The organism is Geomonas sp. RF6 (genome assembly GCF_021044625.1).
In the GTDB taxonomy this organism is placed as follows: domain Bacteria; phylum Desulfobacterota; class Desulfuromonadia; order Geobacterales; family Geobacteraceae; genus RF6.
Window position 1 is genome coordinate 4,965,235 of sequence record NZ_CP087999.1, and the last position, 18,258, is coordinate 4,983,492.

The following is an 18,258-nucleotide window of genomic DNA, read 5'->3' on the forward strand; positions in this document are numbered from 1 at the left end:
GATTTCACGCACTCCATCCTTGTGACAAACAGCAATTGCAATAAATGAGGAGCTGTGTAGAATAGCTGCCGGCTGCATCCTGCATTCTCACTTACTCCGGCTGCAGGTGACAGACCTGCTCCGGACGCTCATGTTTCACATCCAAATGTAATGAAGAGGAGGAAAAGTAATGCCCGACATCAAAGGGAGCAAGACGGAAAAGAACCTGATGGAAGCTTTCGCCGGCGAATCTCAGGCACGAAACAAGTACACCTACTTCGCTTCTGTGGCGAAAAAAGAAGGGTACGAGAAGATCGCCGCCATTTTCCAGGAGACTGCCGACAACGAGAAGGAGCACGCGAAGCTGCACCTCAAGCATCTCGCCGGAATCGGATCAACCATCGACAACCTTCGTGCATCTGCCGCCGGTGAGCTCGATGAGCACTCCGACATGTATCCGCGCATGGCCAGGGAAGCGAGGGAAGAAGGTTTTGCGGAAATCGCCGCCCTCTTTGAAGGAATAGCGGCGATAGAAAAAGCGCACCAGGAGCGCTTCCTCAAGCTCCTTGCTGAAGTGGAGGCGCAGACCTTCTTCGCCAAAGGCGAGACCGTGCGCTGGAGATGCAGAAATTGCGGGCATCTGCATCAATCGACTGAAGCACCGAAATGTTGCCCGGTGTGCAACCATCCCCAGGCGTACTTCGAGCTCGTCGAGGACCATTACTAGACGGTTCTGCAGAAGTCGAATTGAAAAGTCAAAAAAGAGCCGGGGCGGCGATGCCTTGGCTCTTTTTTTGGTTCTTCCCTCTACTTCGACGAATTCGGCGAGAGGCGGCCGGAACTGTCATTTCGATATACATAAAAACAGATTGACTCCAGGCGTATTCGAGGGTAATTTGTTTTTACAAATATCGAATTGAAAGAGGTAGATATGAAACCAGAACAGTGCATCGCCATCATGAAGGCTCTCGCGGACCAATCGCGGCTGGGCATCATCAACTCCCTGCTGGACCGATCCCAATACGTGGAGGAAATCGCCAGCAGACACGGGCTGGCACCGTCCACCGTCTCCTTTCATCTGCGTAAGCTCGAACAGGCTGGGCTCGTAACCAGCCACAAAGAGCAGTATTACGCCATGGTGCGAGCAAACGATGCGGTGTTCGACACCACCCTCCGGGAGATCGTCTCGGTACCCCCTGTCAATCGCGAGTTGCAGGATGTGCGGATGGAAGAGTACCGCCGGAAGGTGCTTACAAGCTTCTTTATGGATGGCAGGCTCGAAAAGCTGCCGGCTCAACATAAAAAGAGACTTATCGTGCTGGAGCAGTTTGCCAGCCGATTTGAATCGGGGCGCCGCTACAGCGAGCAGGAGGTGACGGATCTCATCCTGCCGCTTTTCCATGACTACTGCATGATCCGGCGGCTCCTGGTAGAGGAAGGGCTGGTGCGCAGGGAAGGCGCGACGTACTGGCGGGAAAAGGACCTCCCCTCCCCTGCCGCTGAGGCGCTGCCGCAGGCGCTCCAAAAGGGACCAAAGAGCACCACTCAAGAGACGCGGCGTACGGAACTAAAGCGTGCTTACAAGGAGAGGGCACCGGAGATGGGAATCTACCAGATCCGCAACAAGGTGAACGGAAAGATCTATGTCGGAAGCAGCAGAAATCTGGAGGGGACCCGCAACAGCAGGCTCTTTCAGCTGCGGATGGGAAAGATCGTCTTCAACAGGGAATTGCAGGCCGACGTGACAGAATATGGTGCCGATAGCTTCGAGTTCACGACAGTAGACGTACTCGACACAGGAAAAGGAGCGGGAGACGTGCCGCAGCGCCTTGCAGCCCTTGAACTGGAGTGGCTGGCAAAGCTGCAACCCTTCGGCGAGCGAGGGTACAACAGTGAAAGAGGGTATCGCCGCGCGTTGGAGCGGCTGACGCCAAATAAAGAGGATTAGTCTCTTCCTCACCGCACATGCCACTTCGCATAACAAAGGAGCGGCAAGAGATAGCAGTCAGAGGGCCTAGAACGGATTATGGGTGACCCAAAGGAATGACGTGGCGTCTACTTGACCCACCTGGGGCTGGTCAGCTCTATCTGCCAGACCGGTCCCTCGGGGTAGAGCGGTCCCTCGAAGCGCACGAAGGCGGGCACCTCCGAGGTCATCACCCAAAGATGATTGTCGGGCGGCAGCCGCCCCAACAAAGCAGCAGGGATCTTCAGCCCGACGCCGAGCTTCGGCTTCAGGACATAGTGGAGCACGCTCTTCTCGATTGCACCGACCATGACCTTGTTCTTGCCCGAAGGGACGAGATCAAGTCCGATGACTCTTGGTGCCGGGGTAAACGCCACCAGATGAACACTCTCGCCCCCACCCTCGCGGAGATTCTTGGCTATTATCGGGATCATGCCGTTGTAGAGATCGGAGGGGAAGTCAAACTTCCCCTCGTACACCTTCTCAGCCTTTCCATGTGGCTTGACGACCACGCGATATTTTCCTGAAGCTCGTTCGAGGGTCGCAGACATGTCCTGCTTGAAGGCAGGCCCCTTGTGCACCAGCCGGTAGCTCTGCATGGTGAAGGAATTCTTTTGCGTGAAACGGACGGTTTCATCAAAAAGGGAGCCGTCCTTGAAGTAGAATACCGTCCTGGTCTCCACCTCACCGTTTTCCTGCTTTACCTGAAGAAAGTCCCCCGATGCCACTAGTGCCCCATCCGTCGATTGAAGCACCAGGAAGCCGCGCACGATACCTTCTGAATAGCGCACCGAAACAGGAGCGGCAGCGGCAGAGGTACTCCAGACAACGATCACGAGCAGGAGGAGCAGCCGGGCGAAGTACCGAGCGTTACGAGCTGGCATGAAGCTATGAAGTGGTCTCACAAACTTCTCCTCGTTGCGCCGCCCCCTGCAGTTTTTACAGTGGCCAAAGCTCCTTCAGGGCCGCACGCCGTATCCGTATAAAACTATACCATCCCCCCCTCCCCTCTTTTCGCCTCTCCCATCGCGGGATCTGCCACAAAAGCCCCTCGGGCCCGGGCCCCTGCCTCTTCTTTTCCTTTTGGACGTGGAGTAAAATACATTGGAGTGAAGTTACGAACACCGTCGCCTTTAAGAGGAGGTCTTCCATGAGAAGAAACCTTAGCGGGATGCACTGGCTGGATATAATTGTCGCTGCTTTGCTGATAATCGGTGGCATCAACTGGGGGCTGGTCGGCTTTTTCGAGTTTAATCTTGTGGCGGCCATTTTCGGTGAGGGCACTGCCATGTCGAGAGTAATCTACGCCTTGGTGGGGTTGAGCGCGCTGTACGAGATCTTCGAGTACACTGTCGGCTTCCGCTCCATGCAGCACCGCTGGTGCGACCTTGAGGCGCCTGCTACTTCTGTCAGACACTGAGGCTGATCACAATCAGGAGCCGTCGGCTCACATAAGGTAGAAGTTTCCGGAAAAACAAAAGTGCCGTGGGCCAATCAGCGGGTCCCACGGCATTTCTTTTTGATCAGGAGTGAATTACACGAGCCGCCCACTCTCGTCGTCTTTTCAGCAGCGGCGAGCCTGTACGGGGACGCGACCGGGGATGCCGGGCGCTTGACCCCAGCCCGTTATCAGGATACGATTCGCGGCAAACCACCGATAAACTTCCTTTCGCCCCAGGAGCCGCTATGAGCACTATAGTTTTTCTCAATTCCAGAAAGCTCGACTTTGACGGCAAGCTCGACTTTTCCCCTCTCGATCAACTCGGAACTTTCACCAGGCACGATTCCAGCGTCGACGGGGAGATCATCAAGAATGTCCAAGGGCAGGAGGTTGTAATTACCAAGGAACTGCCGGTGGGCGAGGAGCTGATTGCGCGGTTTCCTTCTTCGGTCAAATTGATCTGCGAGGCTGGTACCGGCTACAACAACATCGACATCGTCGTCGCCCGGAAAAGGGGGATCGCGGTCTGCAACGTGCCCAATTACAGTACCGAGGCAGTTGCCCAGATGGCCATCACCTTTATTCTGAACCTCAGCTGCTCGCTCGTTCAACAGCAGATAATGCTGCAACGCGGCGACTTCCACAACTTCACCCATGAACTGCAGGTGCCGCATTTCGAGGTGCACGGAAAGACGCTCGGCATTATCGGCGGCGGTGCCATCGGCGGTCACACCATGAAGCTTGCGCTCGCCCTCGGCATGCATATCCTGGTGAACCAGCGCACGCCGAAGGTCTCGGATGACCCGCGAGTCCGGTTCGTCTCCTTTGAGGAGGTAATGAAAAAGAGCGACTTCGTCTCCATCCATTGCCCTCTTACCGCGCAAACACGGCACCTGATCAACAGGGAATCGCTCGCGCTGATGAGGCCGACCGCCTATATCATCAACACCTCGCGCGGGGGTATCATCAACGAGGCCGACCTCATCGAGGCGTTGCGCAACGGCACAATCGCCGGAGCGGGACTCGACGTCCAGGAACAAGAGCCGCCTGAAACGGACAATCCCCTTTTTGCCATGGACAACGTCATCATGACTCCGCATATCGGCTGGAAGCGTCTCGAGACCCGTCAGAGGCTTGTGAAACTGACTGCCGACAACATCGCGGCCTTTCTCGCGGAGAGCCCACTGAACGTTGTTAACTGAGTTGCCCCATGGTGGCACCCGGGCTCATCGCCATACGCCCCGATTTTATCGCTACACCTTCCTGACCGTTACCCGCAGTCCGTCGACTGCCGTAACCTCCACCTTCTCGTCCTGCGAGATCGGGTCGCGACTCGTCGCATTCCAGTACTCCCCATGGACCAGCACCTTCCCCTCCGGCATGATATCTGTCAAGGCGACGCCTCGCTCACCCAGCATCCCCTCGATCCCGGTAACCGGCCGCTGCCGGTGCGCCTCCACGACCTTCGCAATAACGACCAGAAAAAAGAGGGTGACGACGAGCACCGTCCCGCCAAGGACTTCCCATGACAGGCGCAGGTACGGCTCTTTCGACGGAAAGAGAAGAAGCGATCCGAAGATCAATGCGATCACTCCACCTGCCCCGAGTATGCCGTGGGAGACGATCTTCACCTCCGCGGCGAAGAGAACGATGGCGACGACGATCAGCAAGAGGCCGGCATAGTCGACCGGAAGCGTCTGGAACGCGAAAAAGGCGAGAAGTAACGAGATGCTGCCGATGACTCCCGGGAGAATTACCCCAGGATTGGCCAATTCGAAGAAGATCCCCAGGAAGCCGGCGAGCATCAGCAGGTACGCCACGTCGGGATTGCAGACGGCATCGAGGATCCGCTCCCGCACGCTCATCCCGTGGGTGGTAATGCGCGCACCGGAAAGATGCAGCTGCGTCTCCTTTTCACCCCGCACCAGCCGACGCCCCTCAAGCTTTTTCAGCAGGTCGTGCCGGTCGGACGCGACAATATCGATCACTTTCTCCTGGAGTGCCCGTTCCGCCGTAAGGGAGATGCTCTCGCGCACCATCTTCCCGGCCAGATCGATGTTGCGACCGCGTCGCCCTGCAATCCCTTCCAGGTATGCGGCGGCGTCGTTTACTATCTTCGTCCCCATTACCTTGTCCGGCTGCGAGCCGATGTTCACCGGATGAGCAGCACCGATATTGGTGCCCGGCGACATGGCGCATACGTCGGCAGCCAGCGCGATTACGGCGCCGGCAGAAGCAGCACGCGCTCCGGAAGGGGTAACATAGACGGCAACGGGGACCCGGCTCCCGAAGACCGCCTGCACCGCTTCACGCATCGCCGTGTCCAGCCCTCCCGGCGTATCCATCTCCACCAGCACCAACTGATCGCCGCGCGCACCGGCTTCCTCGATATTTCTGCGGAGATACTCTGAGGTCACCGGGGTGATGGGACCATGTACCGAGAGAAGGGAAATCTCCGGCGCCCCCCCAATCGTCTGCTGCGGGAGCACTAGAACAAGGAGTGCCGCGAAGAGCACGCACATTGTAGTCATTAATTTTTCCATAGCAACCCAAAAGAGTAGTGAGTTGTCGCCGGACGTGCCGCTGGATCTCCGGTGAAGCCAAGGTCTACCGGATTCTACCACGTTCTTCGCACTGAGGAACCGCTCGAGTTCGGGCAAGCTGACGCCCAAAATGCCCTTTACCGCAGGGTCAGGCGATCGGTCACCCCGCGTTCCCCTCGGAGTTGGTGCGGAAAACGGACTTTTTGTTACGGCACGGTGAGGTATGCTTTTACGAAGGGGCAGATGGCGGTATGTACCTCAAGAACAACATGAAGGCCTTTCTCAAAACCACCTTTTTTTCCATGGTTCCGATCACGCGGCTGCCGGCGGGGAGTGCTTCGATCCTCAAGTACCACTCCATAGGTGAATCCACCTCTCCCCTCAGCGTCCCTCCGCACCTTTTCGCGAAACAGATGCAGTATCTCGCCGACTGCAACATTCCGGTCATGTCGCTATCGGACCTGGTGGCCCGCCTGCGAGAAAGAAAAGATTGTGGAGGTGCCGTCGTCATCACCTTTGACGACGGTTACCGGGACAACTACAGCGCTGCCCTCCCACTTCTGCAAAAGCATGGATTTCCCGCCACCCTGTTCATGATCACAGATCTCGTCGGCGCGACGGAGAACGGTCACGCGTACCTTTCGGCAGGAGAGCTCCGAGCAATGGCCGATTCCGGAGTTTTCGAGATAGGAAGCCATACTCAAAGCCACCCACGGCTGGATCGTTTGAGTCCTGAAGGTGCCCGCACCGAGGTGCAAGGATCCAAGGCAGTTCTGGAGGATCTTCTGGGGAGGGAGGTAAGGTTTATGGCGTATCCGTGGGGAGCCTACGCCGCCGAGACCCCCGCGATCGTCGAGCGCTGCGGGCTCGACGCCGCCGTCGGTGTCGACGAGGGGACGGTATCTACCGACAGCCCCCTGTACACGCTGCCACGCAACAGCATCCAGCACTCGACGTCGATGACGCAGTTCAGAGGGAATGTCTCGACGGCGATCGACTCTTACATCAAAGTGAGAGGGTGCGTGTTGCGCAGGTGATGGCTTGCGGCGCATCAGGTGCGTCCGTGACGTGAAGTCCTCACTATATAGAGACGCCCCCATCCCACCGATGCCCACCGGCTAAAGATTCGCATCCTGATGTTACATCATTCAGTCATCTGGGCTTATGAGAGAGAAATAGAGTTGTCTTTATGGCGACTCACGATACACTACCAAGTTTTTTACATTCTCATCTACATGAGCAGCATGAAAGGAGTGGAGATGCGTACCTATCCTAGTTGTCCGAATTGTTCACGCGCGGCGGAAAGTGGTTCCCAGAGCACTTTCTTCTCACTCTACAAGTGCGACAGTTGCGGGACGAAGTACTGTACCCATTGCGGCGGAAGCGACTGCCCAAAATGCGGCGCATCGAAGCGTATGCTGATAGGGAAGATAGCCGCCTGAACAGGTGCTGGTGACCGTCTCCACGCCCCAGGGGGTTCCTGCCTATTGTGCGGCTTGACTTACACCGCGCTATGGCTGATGATACTCCCGATCTTTGGGGAAAGAGCAATGCTGATCGAGGCTTACATCATGACATCTGTCAAAATCAGGCGGCCGCAGGCACTCCCGGGACGAACATTCGAGATGCACACACATTGCGGGAAGCTATATCTCACGGTGAACCGCGATCCCCAGACGGGGCAGGTAATGGAGGTGTTTGCACGTTTCGGCAAGTCGGGCGGGTGCGGCGCCGCCATCATGGACGGTCTCACGAGGGTGATAAGCTACGCGCTTCGATCCGGGATGGAGCCGAAGCAGGCGGTGAAGGCGCTCACGGGGATCCAGTGCCACATGGGCCCGCAAACCTGCCTCAACGCGGTGGCGAAGGCGATACAGGATGCACTGGACGAGTGATTCCCCCTCCTCTTCTCATGGATCATCCCATGACGCCGGGTCGTTCAGCGGTTCAAGGTGTGTGGTGACAGCAACATTGGGCAAGGCGACGCGCAGATCCTTTTCTATTTCTTCCAGCAGCCGATGCCCGCGCTCAACGGTCCACTTCCCCGGCACCAGCACATGAAGTGAAACGAACCTGTACGTCCCCGACTGGCGCGTGCGAAGCGCATGACACTTTATGCCATCCCGCTCGTACCTTTCCAACACCGTCTGAATCGTCGCCTGCACTTCCGCAGGTAACGCCACATCCATGAGACCCGCTATGGAATCGCGCACGATGCGCGCTCCTGTACGCACGATGCTACCCGCTACCACAAGTGCCACTACAGGGTCGATGCGCTGCCACCCGGTCAAGGCAACGGCACCTACCCCCAAAAGAACGCCTGCCGTCGTCCAGACATCGGTCAGCAGGTGCTGTGCGTTGGCCTGAAGGGAAATCGACCCGTAGCGCCTCCCCGCCTTCAGCAGGACCGCTGCCACACCGAGGTTCACCAAAGTGGCCGCTATCGATACCGCAGCACCAGCGCCCACCGCCTCCAGCGCCTTCGGCGCCAAAAGCCTCTCGATTGCGGCCACCCCTATGCTGACCGCAGCGACCAGAATCAAGGTACCTTCGACGCCGCTGGAGAAATACTCCGCCTTGCCATGACCGAAGGCATGCCCCTCATCAGCCGGTCGGGCGGCGATAGTGAGCATCGCCAGCGACATCAGCGCGCCGGCCAGGTTCACCAACGATTCCAGCGCATCAGAGAGGAGCCCGACCGAGCCTGTCAGCAGGTAGGCGACTGCCTTCAGCGCAATGGTGAGAACGGCCGCGGCGATCGACAGCCAGGCGTAGCGTGTAAGACCTGCAGCAGGTTTTGTATCCGCGGTTAGTGACGTCAAGGGAGTGCCTGTTTTCATGTGGGGGGAATGGGAGTCGCAATTCTCTGCATCATCACTATCACAAGAGATTCTTAAGGGGGACCAGGTGGTCCCCCTTTGAGGCGTGCAGAGAAACGGGAGAATCGCACCTGGCCGTGGCGCTGTCTCCCTTTGTTCCGTGTGAGGTTCCTTGCGGCAGAGGATGCTGTGTGGGAGAGTCAGGCCGTGCTAACTGAGCACGGATAGCGGGAAGGAGGCACAGTTTCTTTCCGGCGCGCTGCAGGCGCACCGGTTCACGAGATTTTTACCTCTTGCGATAGGTTTGGCAATCGGGGTGTCCATCATGCAGCCCAACCACGATATTCTGTGCCGAGCACTCCAGCGACTCATTGAATTGACAGGCGGAAACCTTGCAGGCCCCGACGGCGCCCTGTACGTCCGGTACTCCCGCCTTCTGCCCTATCGCTACATAGGTGTCGCAGGATGGGCATGGGTCCTGCGGACCGCCAACCGTAATCGCCATGGTGTGGCATTCCTTGTTCTTATTGTAAGAGCACTGCTCCACGTCGCACCGTTGGATCTGAACCATAGATTTTGGCATAGTTACGCTCCTTTTGCCCCCTTCGCGCATAAGAGAATATTAATGTCTTCCCGCGCTTCAGTCAAGATTCTTCTCCTGACACCACCTGATCCCTCCCCCCCCGAATGCTGCCGCCGGGACTTCCGCGAGGCAGTGCCGAAAGATCCCCTTGCACCTTGCCACCCAATTAATTAGACTGCCCGAAGCCGTTATCGCACATTCCCGACACCTGATCGAAAATAGCCACCAGAAACGGAGCAGTCGCATGCCAAAGGAGCTGACCCACTGGATTCTCGCCGAGCAGGCTCTCCAGCGCCTCGGGGAGGGCCCGGTCAAAAGGACCGTGCAGGAAGATCGCCACATCTACTACGCAGGCGCGGTTCTCCCCGACACGCTGCTGCACATCTTCCGCGGACCATATGATCCCGCGGCACGCACCCTCGCCAACCGCTTTCACGATGCCCACGGCAACAGCTATCTGCCGATCATCAGGGCGGAGGCGGCATTCCCGCACGGCATCCCGCCGAAGCTGATGGCCTGCATCCTCGGGGTGTTGAGCCACATGCAGGCGGACATGGTGCTGCACCCCTTCGTGTACGCTCATTCCGGAAAGGGGGACATAGGGAAGCACTACCGGCTGGAAACCGCCATCGACGTGCGCTTCCTGCGCCGTGGCTTGAAGCCCCCCGCGCACCGACTGACCCAGCTCGTCAACAAGGACCGCGAGGTCCTCCTGGAGGCGACGGCGCTTCTTTTCGATCCGGAGCGCACGCTGCCGCGCCAGGCGCTCGAGCACGCCCTTGCCCTGCACTGCCGCTTTCAGGGGATGTACAGCCGACCGGCATGGAAGCTCGCGGCAAAGGCCCTCGCCCGCGTCGTGGGACCTCCGTTCAGGGAGCAGCAGCATCTCTTCTACCCGCTCACCCGGCGCGGCGGCGGCACCACAGGGGGGGACGGCGAGACGTGGCACTGCCCGGTCACCGGCGACCCGCACAGCGCCTCCATAGAGGAGCTTTCCGACCAGGTCGTCGAGCGCACCGCAGCTCTCTTCACCCGCATCGAGAGCACCGGGTCCCTTGCCGCTGCACTGCACGATCCCCCCGGAGGAAATCTCCTCACCGGGAGGCACGGTGTCGGGCAAAGCCACATGAGGTAGTGGAGGAAAGACCGAATCGAGCGGCAGGGCGCACAGCCGCGCACAATCTGTGCTGCAGAAAAAGCTCAAGAAAATACCCCAAAGGCCGAAGAGAGGGTAGCCTCCTCTCCTGAAGCAGCATCTTTGTGGTGCAAAGAGCGTCACACCCTGGAGCCGATCTCGCAATGACAGATGAGCATCTATATAACAGCAGGATAATCAATACCTACGTCAAGTTCGTTAAGAGAAAATATCCGCACGTCGATGTCAAGGAGGCCCTGTCCAGCGCGGACATCAAGCCGTACGAGGTGAGCGACCAGGGGCACTGGTTCACCCAGGAACAGGTAAACGCCTTCCACAAGAGCCTCACAAAGCTGACGGACAACCCGGACATTGCACGGGACGCCGGACGCTTCTCCGCCTCCGGAGAGGGGCTGGGCTTCATGAAGAACTACATCATGGGGCTCATCGGTCCCGCGCACACCTTCAAGGCTTTAAAGAAAGCCGTCGAGAACTTCACCAAATCCTCCGTCTACGAATCGAAGAGGCTCGGCCGCAGCAAGGTCGAGATCACGGTAACCCCGCGACCCGGTACCCACGAAAGCCCCTTTCAGTGCAAGAACCGCATGGGGTTCTTCGAGGCGATCCTCGCTGTGTACAACTACGACTTCCCCGTCATTGAGCATCCCGAGTGCCTCTTCGAGGGGGGCGCGACCTGCCGGTACATCGTCACCTGGAAGATGAGCCTGCACATGAAGCTCAGGTGGCTGAGAAACGCCTTTTTCGTCGGCTGCGTCGCCCTCACTGCCCTCCTTGCCTGGTTCTGCCCCTTCGGCATCCTCCTCCACGCCGTCCCCTGGATGGCTGCTCTCCTCCTCCCCCTCTCCTTCGCAGCGGACTCCATGGAAAAGAAGGAGCTCCGTGCGGCCCTTACCAACCTGAAGGGTTCCACCGACGAGCTCCTCGCGCACACAGGGAGAAACTACAACAACGCCCTCATGGTGAACGAGGTCGGGCAGGCGATCAGCAAGCAGGCGGGGATCGAAGAGGTGCTGGATAACATCGTGGGAACGCTGGAGAACCGCCTCGGCTTCGACAGGTGCGTTATTCTCCTCGCCGACGCGGAGAAGACGCAACTAACTTTCTGCACCGGCTTCGGACACACGGAGCAGGAACTCGCCTTTCTGAAGGGGACCTCCTTCAGCCTCAACAACCCGGAATCCCGCGGCATCTTCGTCACCTGCTACCACGAGCAGGAGACCTACCTCGTCAACGACTTCTCCGAGGTCGCCCATACCCTCACCGCCCACAGCGTCGCCTGGGCAAAGAAGATGGGGGTGCAGGCCTTCATCTGCTGCCCCATCGTCTGCGAGAATGAATCGCTCGGCGTGCTGGCGGTGGACAACCAGCACACCAAGACCGACCTTACCCAAAGCGACAAGAGCCTCCTCGTGGGGATCGCGCAGGTCATCGGGATAAGCATCCGCAACGCCATGTACATAAGCCAGGAGCGGCGGCTCTCCGAGCAGATCCGCCAATCGCAGAAGATGGAGGCGATCGGACAGCTCGCAGGGGGGGTCGCCCACGACTTCAACAACATGCTGACGGCGATGATAGGGTTTGCGACGCTCGCGCAGATGCAGACGGACGAGACCCACCCTTCGGTCCCATACCTGAAGCAGATCCTCCTCGCCGCCGAGCGAGCCACCCACCTCACCAAGGGGCTCCTCTCCTTCAGCCGGAAGCAGATCTCCCACCCGCAGCCGGTGGAGGTCGGGCAGCTCGTGCGCTCCATGGAGAAGCTCCTCAGGCGCCTGATCTCCGAGGAGATAGAGCTGAGACTCTCCCTCACCGACGAGAGGCTGATGGTCGTTGCCGACAGCGGGCAGATCGACCAGGTGATCCTGAACCTGGCGACGAACGCCCGCGACGCCATGACCGGCGGTGGAGTCCTCCTCATCGCCACGAGCCACACTTACATCGACGCGGAGTTCGTGGAGGCCCGCGGCTTCGGCGCCGTCGGGTCGTACGCGCTCCTCACCGTCAGCGACACCGGAACCGGGATGGATGCCGAGACAAAGGCTCACGTCTTCGAGCCTTTCTTCACCACGAAGGAAGTGGGAAAAGGGACCGGGCTCGGGCTCGCCATCGTGTACGGAAACGTGAAGCAGCACAACGGCTACATCGACATCGAAAGCGCCCCGGGTAAAGGGACGACCTTCAACATCTACCTCCCGCTGGAGCAGAGGGAAGCGGCGCCGCTGCGTGTCCTGGAAGGGAAGAAGCTGGAGCTGAAGGGGACAGAGACGGTGCTGGTGGTGGAGGATTCGCCGGAGGTGCGCACCCTGACGAAGGAGGTGCTGGAGAAATCAGGGTATCGCGTTATCGAGGCGGCAGACGGCGCAGATGCTGTGGCGAAGTTCAAGCAGCACGCCGATGAAGTGAAGCTGATCATCATGGACGTGGTGATGCCGAAGATGAACGGGAAAGAGGCGTTTGAGGCGCTGTCGAAGGTGCGCCCCGACCTGAAGGTCCTCTTTACCAGCGGCTACACACCGGACGACGTGAACAGGAAGGGGATCAAGTTCGGCACCGACAACTTCCTGTGCAAGCCTTCGACTCCGCAGGTACTCCTTGAGAAGGTGCGGGAAGTTCTGGTGGCGTAGACTCAGCGCCCCTCCAGGACCACGAGAAGCGAGTAGTTCCCCTCCCGACGCCACGAATCGCTTACACCGTTGAATTCCCCCCTGACTCCCAGGGTAGGCGCGGAGAGGGCACCGAGGAGCCGCTTCAGCGGGTAGGCAAGCCTCACGTTTCCTCCCACCGAGGTGGTTCCTGAAGCCGACTCCGGAAGGACCTTGCGAACCCCTCCTCTGAGCTGGTAATCGAGCTGTCTTCCGAGAGCAAAGCCGCGTATGTCGAGACCAGCCCAGTACTCGTCGCTGCGCTGCCTCTCCAGGAGATAGAAGGAGCGCTTCAGGGAGAAGTCGGGCGCGACCGTTACGTCTCCGGCATTGAACTTGGGCGCCAGGGCGACGGTCGCGGCAGCAAGGTCCCGTTCCTCGCTCGCCAGGTTCCTCCTCTGCAGGTAGCTCGCCCTCACCCCCAGATCCCACTCCCCCGCGAGGTAGGTCATCTTTCCGGCAATGGTATCCACCCCGGAGCCGTTTCGTCCCCCCCCCTCCACCACGCTCTGCACCACCCTCTTTGCATACTGGAAACCGAGCGGCAGCGTCTCGATCTTCTTGAAGTTGTACTCGAGGATTCCTTCGTAGCGGTACACGACCGGAGACTCGGCATTCTTTTTCACGTTGTCGTTGTAGCGGGAGAGCCTCAACTCAAGCGCGTGCACCCCGAACTCCTTCCCGAGCCCCAGCGCGTACCCTTCCCAGTCCCTCCGGGGCTCCGTGCCGCTGATGATGTTGTAGCGCGGGCCGGTCCGTTCGTAGAGCGCGCTGTAGCGATACCCCTGCGCGCTCCCGCCGAGCTTGGCTCGACAGGAAGTATCGGCCACCGCAGGCGCGGCGTCGCTGGTGTCTTCATCGAAGAGGGCGTAGTCCGCTTCCCCCTCAAAGGCCAGGCGCCCCTGGTACGGGTCGATGCGGGCGATCACACCGACCACGTCGCCGCGGCGCCGCGCGTCGCTGCGCCAGTTGCCCGGCTCCAGCATCTCGCTTGCCCTCACGTACACCGCCCTTATCTGCGCCTTGTCGAGCAGGGTGAAGCGGGCGGCCGTGCCGATGAGGACGCTCCTGTCGTCTCCGGGGTGGTCGCCGGTAAAGGCGAAGTTATCGAACTCGACGACGCCGGAAGGGAGCGATCTGGCAAGGGAGAAGCGCGCACCCCTGCGGGAGAGATCGCTGATGGTGCCGGGGCTCTCGTCGAGGGAGAGGTCCCCCATCTCCGCCTTGAAGGTGGTGTCCTTCTGACGGTACTGCGCTCTCTGGAAGAGGGAGATGCGGTCCCCTGAGGAGAAGGGGTCGTTTGGGTGGAGGGCGAAGTCCTGCTTTACGGTCTGCCACCGCCCCAGCGAAAGTGGAGACGGGAGGGCGAAGAACGGCTTCCCCTGCGCCTCGGCAGGGGACGCAGTCGCGGAGTCCTCGGCATAGAGGGTAGCGGCCGCCTTTGAGGAGGGGGCGCCCCCCTCCTCGCGGGTGAGGGCGGAGGCGTCTCCGCAGCAAAGAAGCGCCGCCAGTACCGAAGCGGCTATGTGTGAGAGCGCCTTTGCGATGAGCCCTTCTCCGAAAGATATGCGGGAATTTTACCGCCCCGCGAGAGGGGGGAGGGTCGGAAGGTGCTACTTTAGCTGAAGTTTTTGTGGATGGATAGCAGATTCATCACCGGAAGGAGAACCGGAAGGGGGAAACGGTTCCGCTTTTCGGGATGGTCACTCCTTCGCAAGGTCACCGTGGGATACGCAAGCTCAGAGCTAACAACGCAAATCCCCCCTGTCCCCCCTTCGCAAAGGGGGGAACGTTAGGCCTTCTGCCAGTGCTTCGTGGTAATGGACCCACGCTCCCTCGGAATTCCCGGATGAACCTTCGCAAAGGGGGGGACGTTGGGCCTTCTGCAGTGCTACGTGGCAATGTACCCACCCTCCCCCGGATCTCCCGGAGGACCGTTCTAAGTAGGCCGGGATAAGCCGCAGGCGTTCCCGGCGGTCCACTGCCTGCCGTCTGATCGGCGTTCGATAGTAGAGATGTACCATTACGAGACACCCTTCCTGTCACTCCGTTTCAGCCCAACTGGCTTAACAGCCAGCACCTTCTGAAGCAATGCCCATCTGGTACACTAGTTGCTGGACCTGCTGCAAGTGCAAACATGATATGTGACATTCTCCCAGATTAACTGCAGAGAAAGGAACACCATGGACGTCTCAGCTACAGAAGACAACCGCATCAAGCTTCTCTATGTGGAGGACGACAAGGGCACCCAGAAGATGGTTGTCTCCATGCTTCGCGCCAAGTTCCCTCAGATGGATCTTGAGATAGCACAAAACGGCGAGGAGGGGGTGGAAGCCTTCCTCTCGCACCATCCCGACATCATCCTCACCGACATCATGATGCCGGTAAAGGACGGGATCCAGATGGCCCGGGAAATCAAGGCCATGGACAAGGGAACCCAGATCATCGTTCTCACCGCTGCCGCAGACAGGGACTTCATACTCGACGCCATCGAAAGCGGCATCAACCACTACGTGATGAAACCGATCGTGATGGGAAAGCTTGTGGCGTCGGTGCGGCGCTGCAGCGAAGAGGTCCTGCTGAGGCGCCAGGTGCGGCTGCAGGAAGAGTCGATCCGCCGCATGGCCTACTACGACCCCCTCACCGGGCTGCCGAACCGTCTCCTTTTCAACGAATTGCTGCACCAGGCGCTGGCCCAGGCACAACGCCAGGGGTGGCATCTGGCGGTCCTGTACCTCGATCTGGACCGCTTCAAGACTGTCAACGACACACTCGGGCACGCAGTGGGGGATGAGTTGCTGCAAGCCGCTGCACAGCGCCTGAAGGAATGCTGCCGCCGCGATCAGGACGTGGTGGCCAGACGCGGCGGGGACGAATTCGTGATACTCCTCTCCGACTTCGACAGCACCGGCGAAGCGGTGCGGGTGGCGCAAAAGATTCTGGACGCCTTCGCAAGACCGATGGCGCTTGCGGAGCACGAGGTGTTCATAAGCCCGAGCATCGGGATCAGCCTCTTTCCCGACGACGGTACGACAGAGGACGAGCTGATAAAGCACGCCGACGTGGCGATGTACAGCGCCAAGGAGGAAGGTCGCAACCGCTACCACCTCTTCAACCAGTCGATGAACGAGCAGTCGCGGCGCCGCCTGTCACTGGAGACGGGGGTGCGCGCCGCGTTGCAAAAGGAGGAGTTTTTCCTCCAGTACCAGCCGAACGTCGACGTAAAGAGCGGGCGGGTGGTGAGCATCGAGGCGCTCCTGCGCTGGCAGCACCCGGAACTCGGGCTCGTCCCCCCGCGCGAGTTCATCCCCCTTGCCGAGGAGAGCGGGATGATTGCGGCGGTGACGGAGTGGGTCGTACGCAAAGCCTGCACTCAAAACAAGAAGTGGCAGGATGGAGGATTTCCCCCCATGCGCGTCGCGGTGAACATCTCGCCGCGGCAGTTTCAGAGCATGCACTTTGCGCAGATGGTCCAGGAGATCCTGTCGGAGACGGGGCTCGATCCTCACTGGCTGGAACTCGAGGTAACGGAAGGTGTGATGCTGCAGGATGTGGAGACGACGGACGCCACCATGCGCCGCCTGAACGACATCGGGGTGCAAATCACCATCGACAACTTCGGCACCGGATTTACTTCCTTTTCTTATATAAGGAAGCTGCCGATAAGGACGGTAAAGATCGACCGCTCACTGGTGAGCGACGTCACTGTCGACACGGATGACGCCGCGGTTGCCACAGCGGTCATAACGATGGCGCACACTCTCGGCCTCAACGTCGTCGCGCAAGGGGTGGAAGCGCAGGACCAACTGGCCTTTCTCTCTTCACACGACTGCCCGGGGATGCAGGGATATCTCTTCACCGAGCCGCTCATGCCGGAGGAGGTGTCCCGCCTTCTGGCGAGCGATTCGTGGAAGGAGCGAATTTCCGGGCGGAAAGATCAGTAGGGTCGCGCTTCTCAACTTGCACTACCCCCGTTCATTGGTGCATAATATCAGCCGCGCTAACGTGGCGATGTAGCGACGATAATCGGGGCAGGAGGCCCTCCTCCCGGTTTTGATTTCACACCCGAAGGTACACCATGAAGATACTTCTTGCAGAAGACAACGTCGGCATCCGCACCATCATCCTCAACATGCTGATCACCTGGGGGTACGACGTCGTGGTCGCCGCGGACGGCACCGACGCCTGGCAGAAGCTGCAGGCGCCGGACGCGCCGCGCCTCATCATCCTGGACTGGATGATGCCGGGACTGAACGGTCTGGAGATTTGCCGTCGGCTGCGGGAGATGAATACCCCCACCCCCCCCTATATCCTCTTTTTCACCTGCCGCGACAACACCAAAGATATCGTGACCGCGCTGGAGGCAGGCGCCAACGACTACATCACCAAGCCGTACCAGACCGAAGAGCTGCGGGCGCGGCTCCAGGTGGGGTTGAGAGTGCTCGAGCTGCAGGAGACGCTGAACCAGAGGGTGGAGGAGCTGCGACTGGAAAGGAACCGGGCGAAGCTTTGCCTCGATGTGGCAGGAGTGCTCCTTATCGCGCTCAACAAGGAAGGTGAGATCATCCAGGTCAACCGTAAGGGGTGCGAGATCCTCGAGTACACGGAGCAGGAGCTACTGGGGAAAAACTGGTTCACCACCGTTCTTGAGCCCGAGTGCCGGAAGGAAGCCCGCCAGCTCTTTTCGCAGGCCCTCCTCTGCCAGTTTGGACGAGAGCAGTTCGTGCAGAAGGTGCTCACCAGAAACGGCGAGGAGCGGGTGCTGGAGATGCGCAGCGGGCTCATCCACGACAGCTACGGCCATGTGGAGGGACTGCTCTACTCCGGCGGCGACATCACCCAGCGGCAGCATACGGAGTTGGCGCTGCGGGAGAGCGAGAAAGCGTACCGTGAGATTTTCGACCAGTTCGTCACCAACACCGGCGCAATTTCGGCGTACAAGACGCATTCGCGCGGGTAGTCCCACCTCATCCACACAAATCCCATCCCCCCCTTCTTCCCAAGCTCTTGCTTGGAAGACAATTGCCCGGGAGGCTCAGCCTCCCCTGCTCTGCGACTCTGCACATCCGCTCTCGCGGAGGCAAAGCTGGAGCTTTGCTGGCAAGTGCGTTCCCAAGGTGGAGCTTGCG

General features: G+C 59.5%; 15 protein-coding genes. 10 read left to right on the forward strand and 5 right to left on the reverse strand.

What is annotated here, in order from left to right:
* Window positions 1-169: 169 nt before the first annotated feature.
* Both rbr and LPW11_RS21065 read left to right on the forward strand, forming a co-directional pair.
* Window positions 170-706, forward strand: a complete 537-nt coding sequence (gene rbr / locus LPW11_RS21060) for a rubrerythrin (protein ID WP_230995829.1) — start codon at window positions 170-172, stop codon at window positions 704-706.
* A gap of 204 nt (window positions 707-910) precedes the next feature.
* Window positions 911-1,927, forward strand: coding sequence for a metalloregulator ArsR/SmtB family transcription factor (locus tag LPW11_RS21065; protein WP_230995830.1), 1,017 nt, complete (start codon window positions 911-913; stop codon window positions 1,925-1,927).
* 107 nt (window positions 1,928-2,034) lie between these two features.
* Here the strand turns inward: LPW11_RS21065 and LPW11_RS21070 are convergent, their stop codons facing one another.
* Window positions 2,035-2,850, reverse strand: coding sequence for a hypothetical protein (locus tag LPW11_RS21070; RefSeq protein ID WP_230995831.1), 816 nt, complete (start codon window positions 2,848-2,850; stop codon window positions 2,035-2,037).
* Between the two features lie 245 nt (window positions 2,851-3,095).
* Between LPW11_RS21070 and LPW11_RS21075 the strand changes: the two genes are divergently transcribed.
* Both LPW11_RS21075 and LPW11_RS21080 read left to right on the forward strand, forming a co-directional pair.
* Window positions 3,096-3,365, forward strand: coding sequence for a DUF378 domain-containing protein (locus LPW11_RS21075; protein ID WP_269145361.1), 270 nt, complete (start codon window positions 3,096-3,098; stop codon window positions 3,363-3,365).
* Between the two features lie 266 nt (window positions 3,366-3,631).
* Window positions 3,632-4,588 (forward strand): NAD(P)-dependent oxidoreductase, encoded by a 957-nt coding sequence (locus tag LPW11_RS21080; protein ID WP_230995832.1) that lies wholly within the window; start codon window positions 3,632-3,634, stop codon window positions 4,586-4,588.
* Between the two features lie 51 nt (window positions 4,589-4,639).
* Here LPW11_RS21080 and LPW11_RS21085 read toward each other — a convergent pair whose 3' ends face one another.
* Complete coding sequence (locus LPW11_RS21085; protein ID WP_230995833.1) at window positions 4,640-5,917, reverse strand: NfeD family protein; 1,278 nt, start codon at window positions 5,915-5,917, stop codon at window positions 4,640-4,642.
* A 263-nt stretch (window positions 5,918-6,180) separates the two neighbouring features.
* Here LPW11_RS21085 and LPW11_RS21090 point away from each other — a divergent pair, with 263 nt between their 5' ends.
* Both LPW11_RS21090 and LPW11_RS21095 read left to right on the forward strand, forming a co-directional pair.
* Window positions 6,181-6,966, forward strand: coding sequence for a polysaccharide deacetylase family protein (locus LPW11_RS21090; protein ID WP_230995834.1), 786 nt, complete (start codon window positions 6,181-6,183; stop codon window positions 6,964-6,966).
* Between the two features lie 534 nt (window positions 6,967-7,500).
* The gene (locus tag LPW11_RS21095; RefSeq protein ID WP_230995835.1) at window positions 7,501-7,824 is read left to right on the forward strand and encodes a TSCPD domain-containing protein; all 324 of its coding nucleotides are present in this window, start codon (window positions 7,501-7,503) and stop codon (window positions 7,822-7,824) included.
* A 15-nt stretch (window positions 7,825-7,839) separates the two neighbouring features.
* On the opposite strand, the gene LPW11_RS21100 is transcribed toward LPW11_RS21095, so the two are convergent.
* Entirely contained in the window at window positions 7,840-8,751 is a 912-nt protein-coding gene (locus LPW11_RS21100; protein WP_230995836.1) for a cation diffusion facilitator family transporter, read from the reverse strand.
* A gap of 283 nt (window positions 8,752-9,034) precedes the next feature.
* Window positions 9,035-9,361 carry a DUF1540 domain-containing protein gene (locus LPW11_RS21105; RefSeq protein ID WP_331001590.1) on the reverse strand — a complete coding sequence of 109 codons (327 nt, stop codon included), beginning with the start codon at window positions 9,359-9,361 and terminating at the stop codon, window positions 9,035-9,037.
* Between the two features lie 214 nt (window positions 9,362-9,575).
* Here LPW11_RS21105 and LPW11_RS21110 point away from each other — a divergent pair, with 214 nt between their 5' ends.
* Both LPW11_RS21110 and LPW11_RS21115 read left to right on the forward strand, forming a co-directional pair.
* On the forward strand, window positions 9,576-10,466 hold the full coding sequence (locus LPW11_RS21110) for a zinc dependent phospholipase C family protein (RefSeq protein WP_230995837.1): 891 nt from the start codon (window positions 9,576-9,578) through the stop codon (window positions 10,464-10,466).
* 164 nt (window positions 10,467-10,630) lie between these two features.
* Window positions 10,631-13,111, forward strand: coding sequence for a response regulator (locus LPW11_RS21115; RefSeq protein WP_230995838.1), 2,481 nt, complete (start codon window positions 10,631-10,633; stop codon window positions 13,109-13,111).
* 2 nt (window positions 13,112-13,113) lie between these two features.
* Here the strand turns inward: LPW11_RS21115 and LPW11_RS21120 are convergent, their stop codons facing one another.
* Window positions 13,114-14,346, reverse strand: coding sequence for a hypothetical protein (locus LPW11_RS21120; RefSeq protein WP_230995839.1), 1,233 nt, complete (start codon window positions 14,344-14,346; stop codon window positions 13,114-13,116).
* 966 nt (window positions 14,347-15,312) lie between these two features.
* Between LPW11_RS21120 and LPW11_RS21125 the strand changes: the two genes are divergently transcribed.
* Both LPW11_RS21125 and LPW11_RS21130 read left to right on the forward strand, forming a co-directional pair.
* Entirely contained in the window at window positions 15,313-17,073 is a 1,761-nt protein-coding gene (locus LPW11_RS21125; protein ID WP_230995840.1) for a two-component system response regulator, read from the forward strand.
* A 134-nt stretch (window positions 17,074-17,207) separates the two neighbouring features.
* On the forward strand, window positions 17,208-18,089 hold the full coding sequence (locus LPW11_RS21130; protein WP_230995841.1) for a response regulator: 882 nt from the start codon (window positions 17,208-17,210) through the stop codon (window positions 18,087-18,089).
* Window positions 18,090-18,258: the final 169 nt, after the last annotated feature.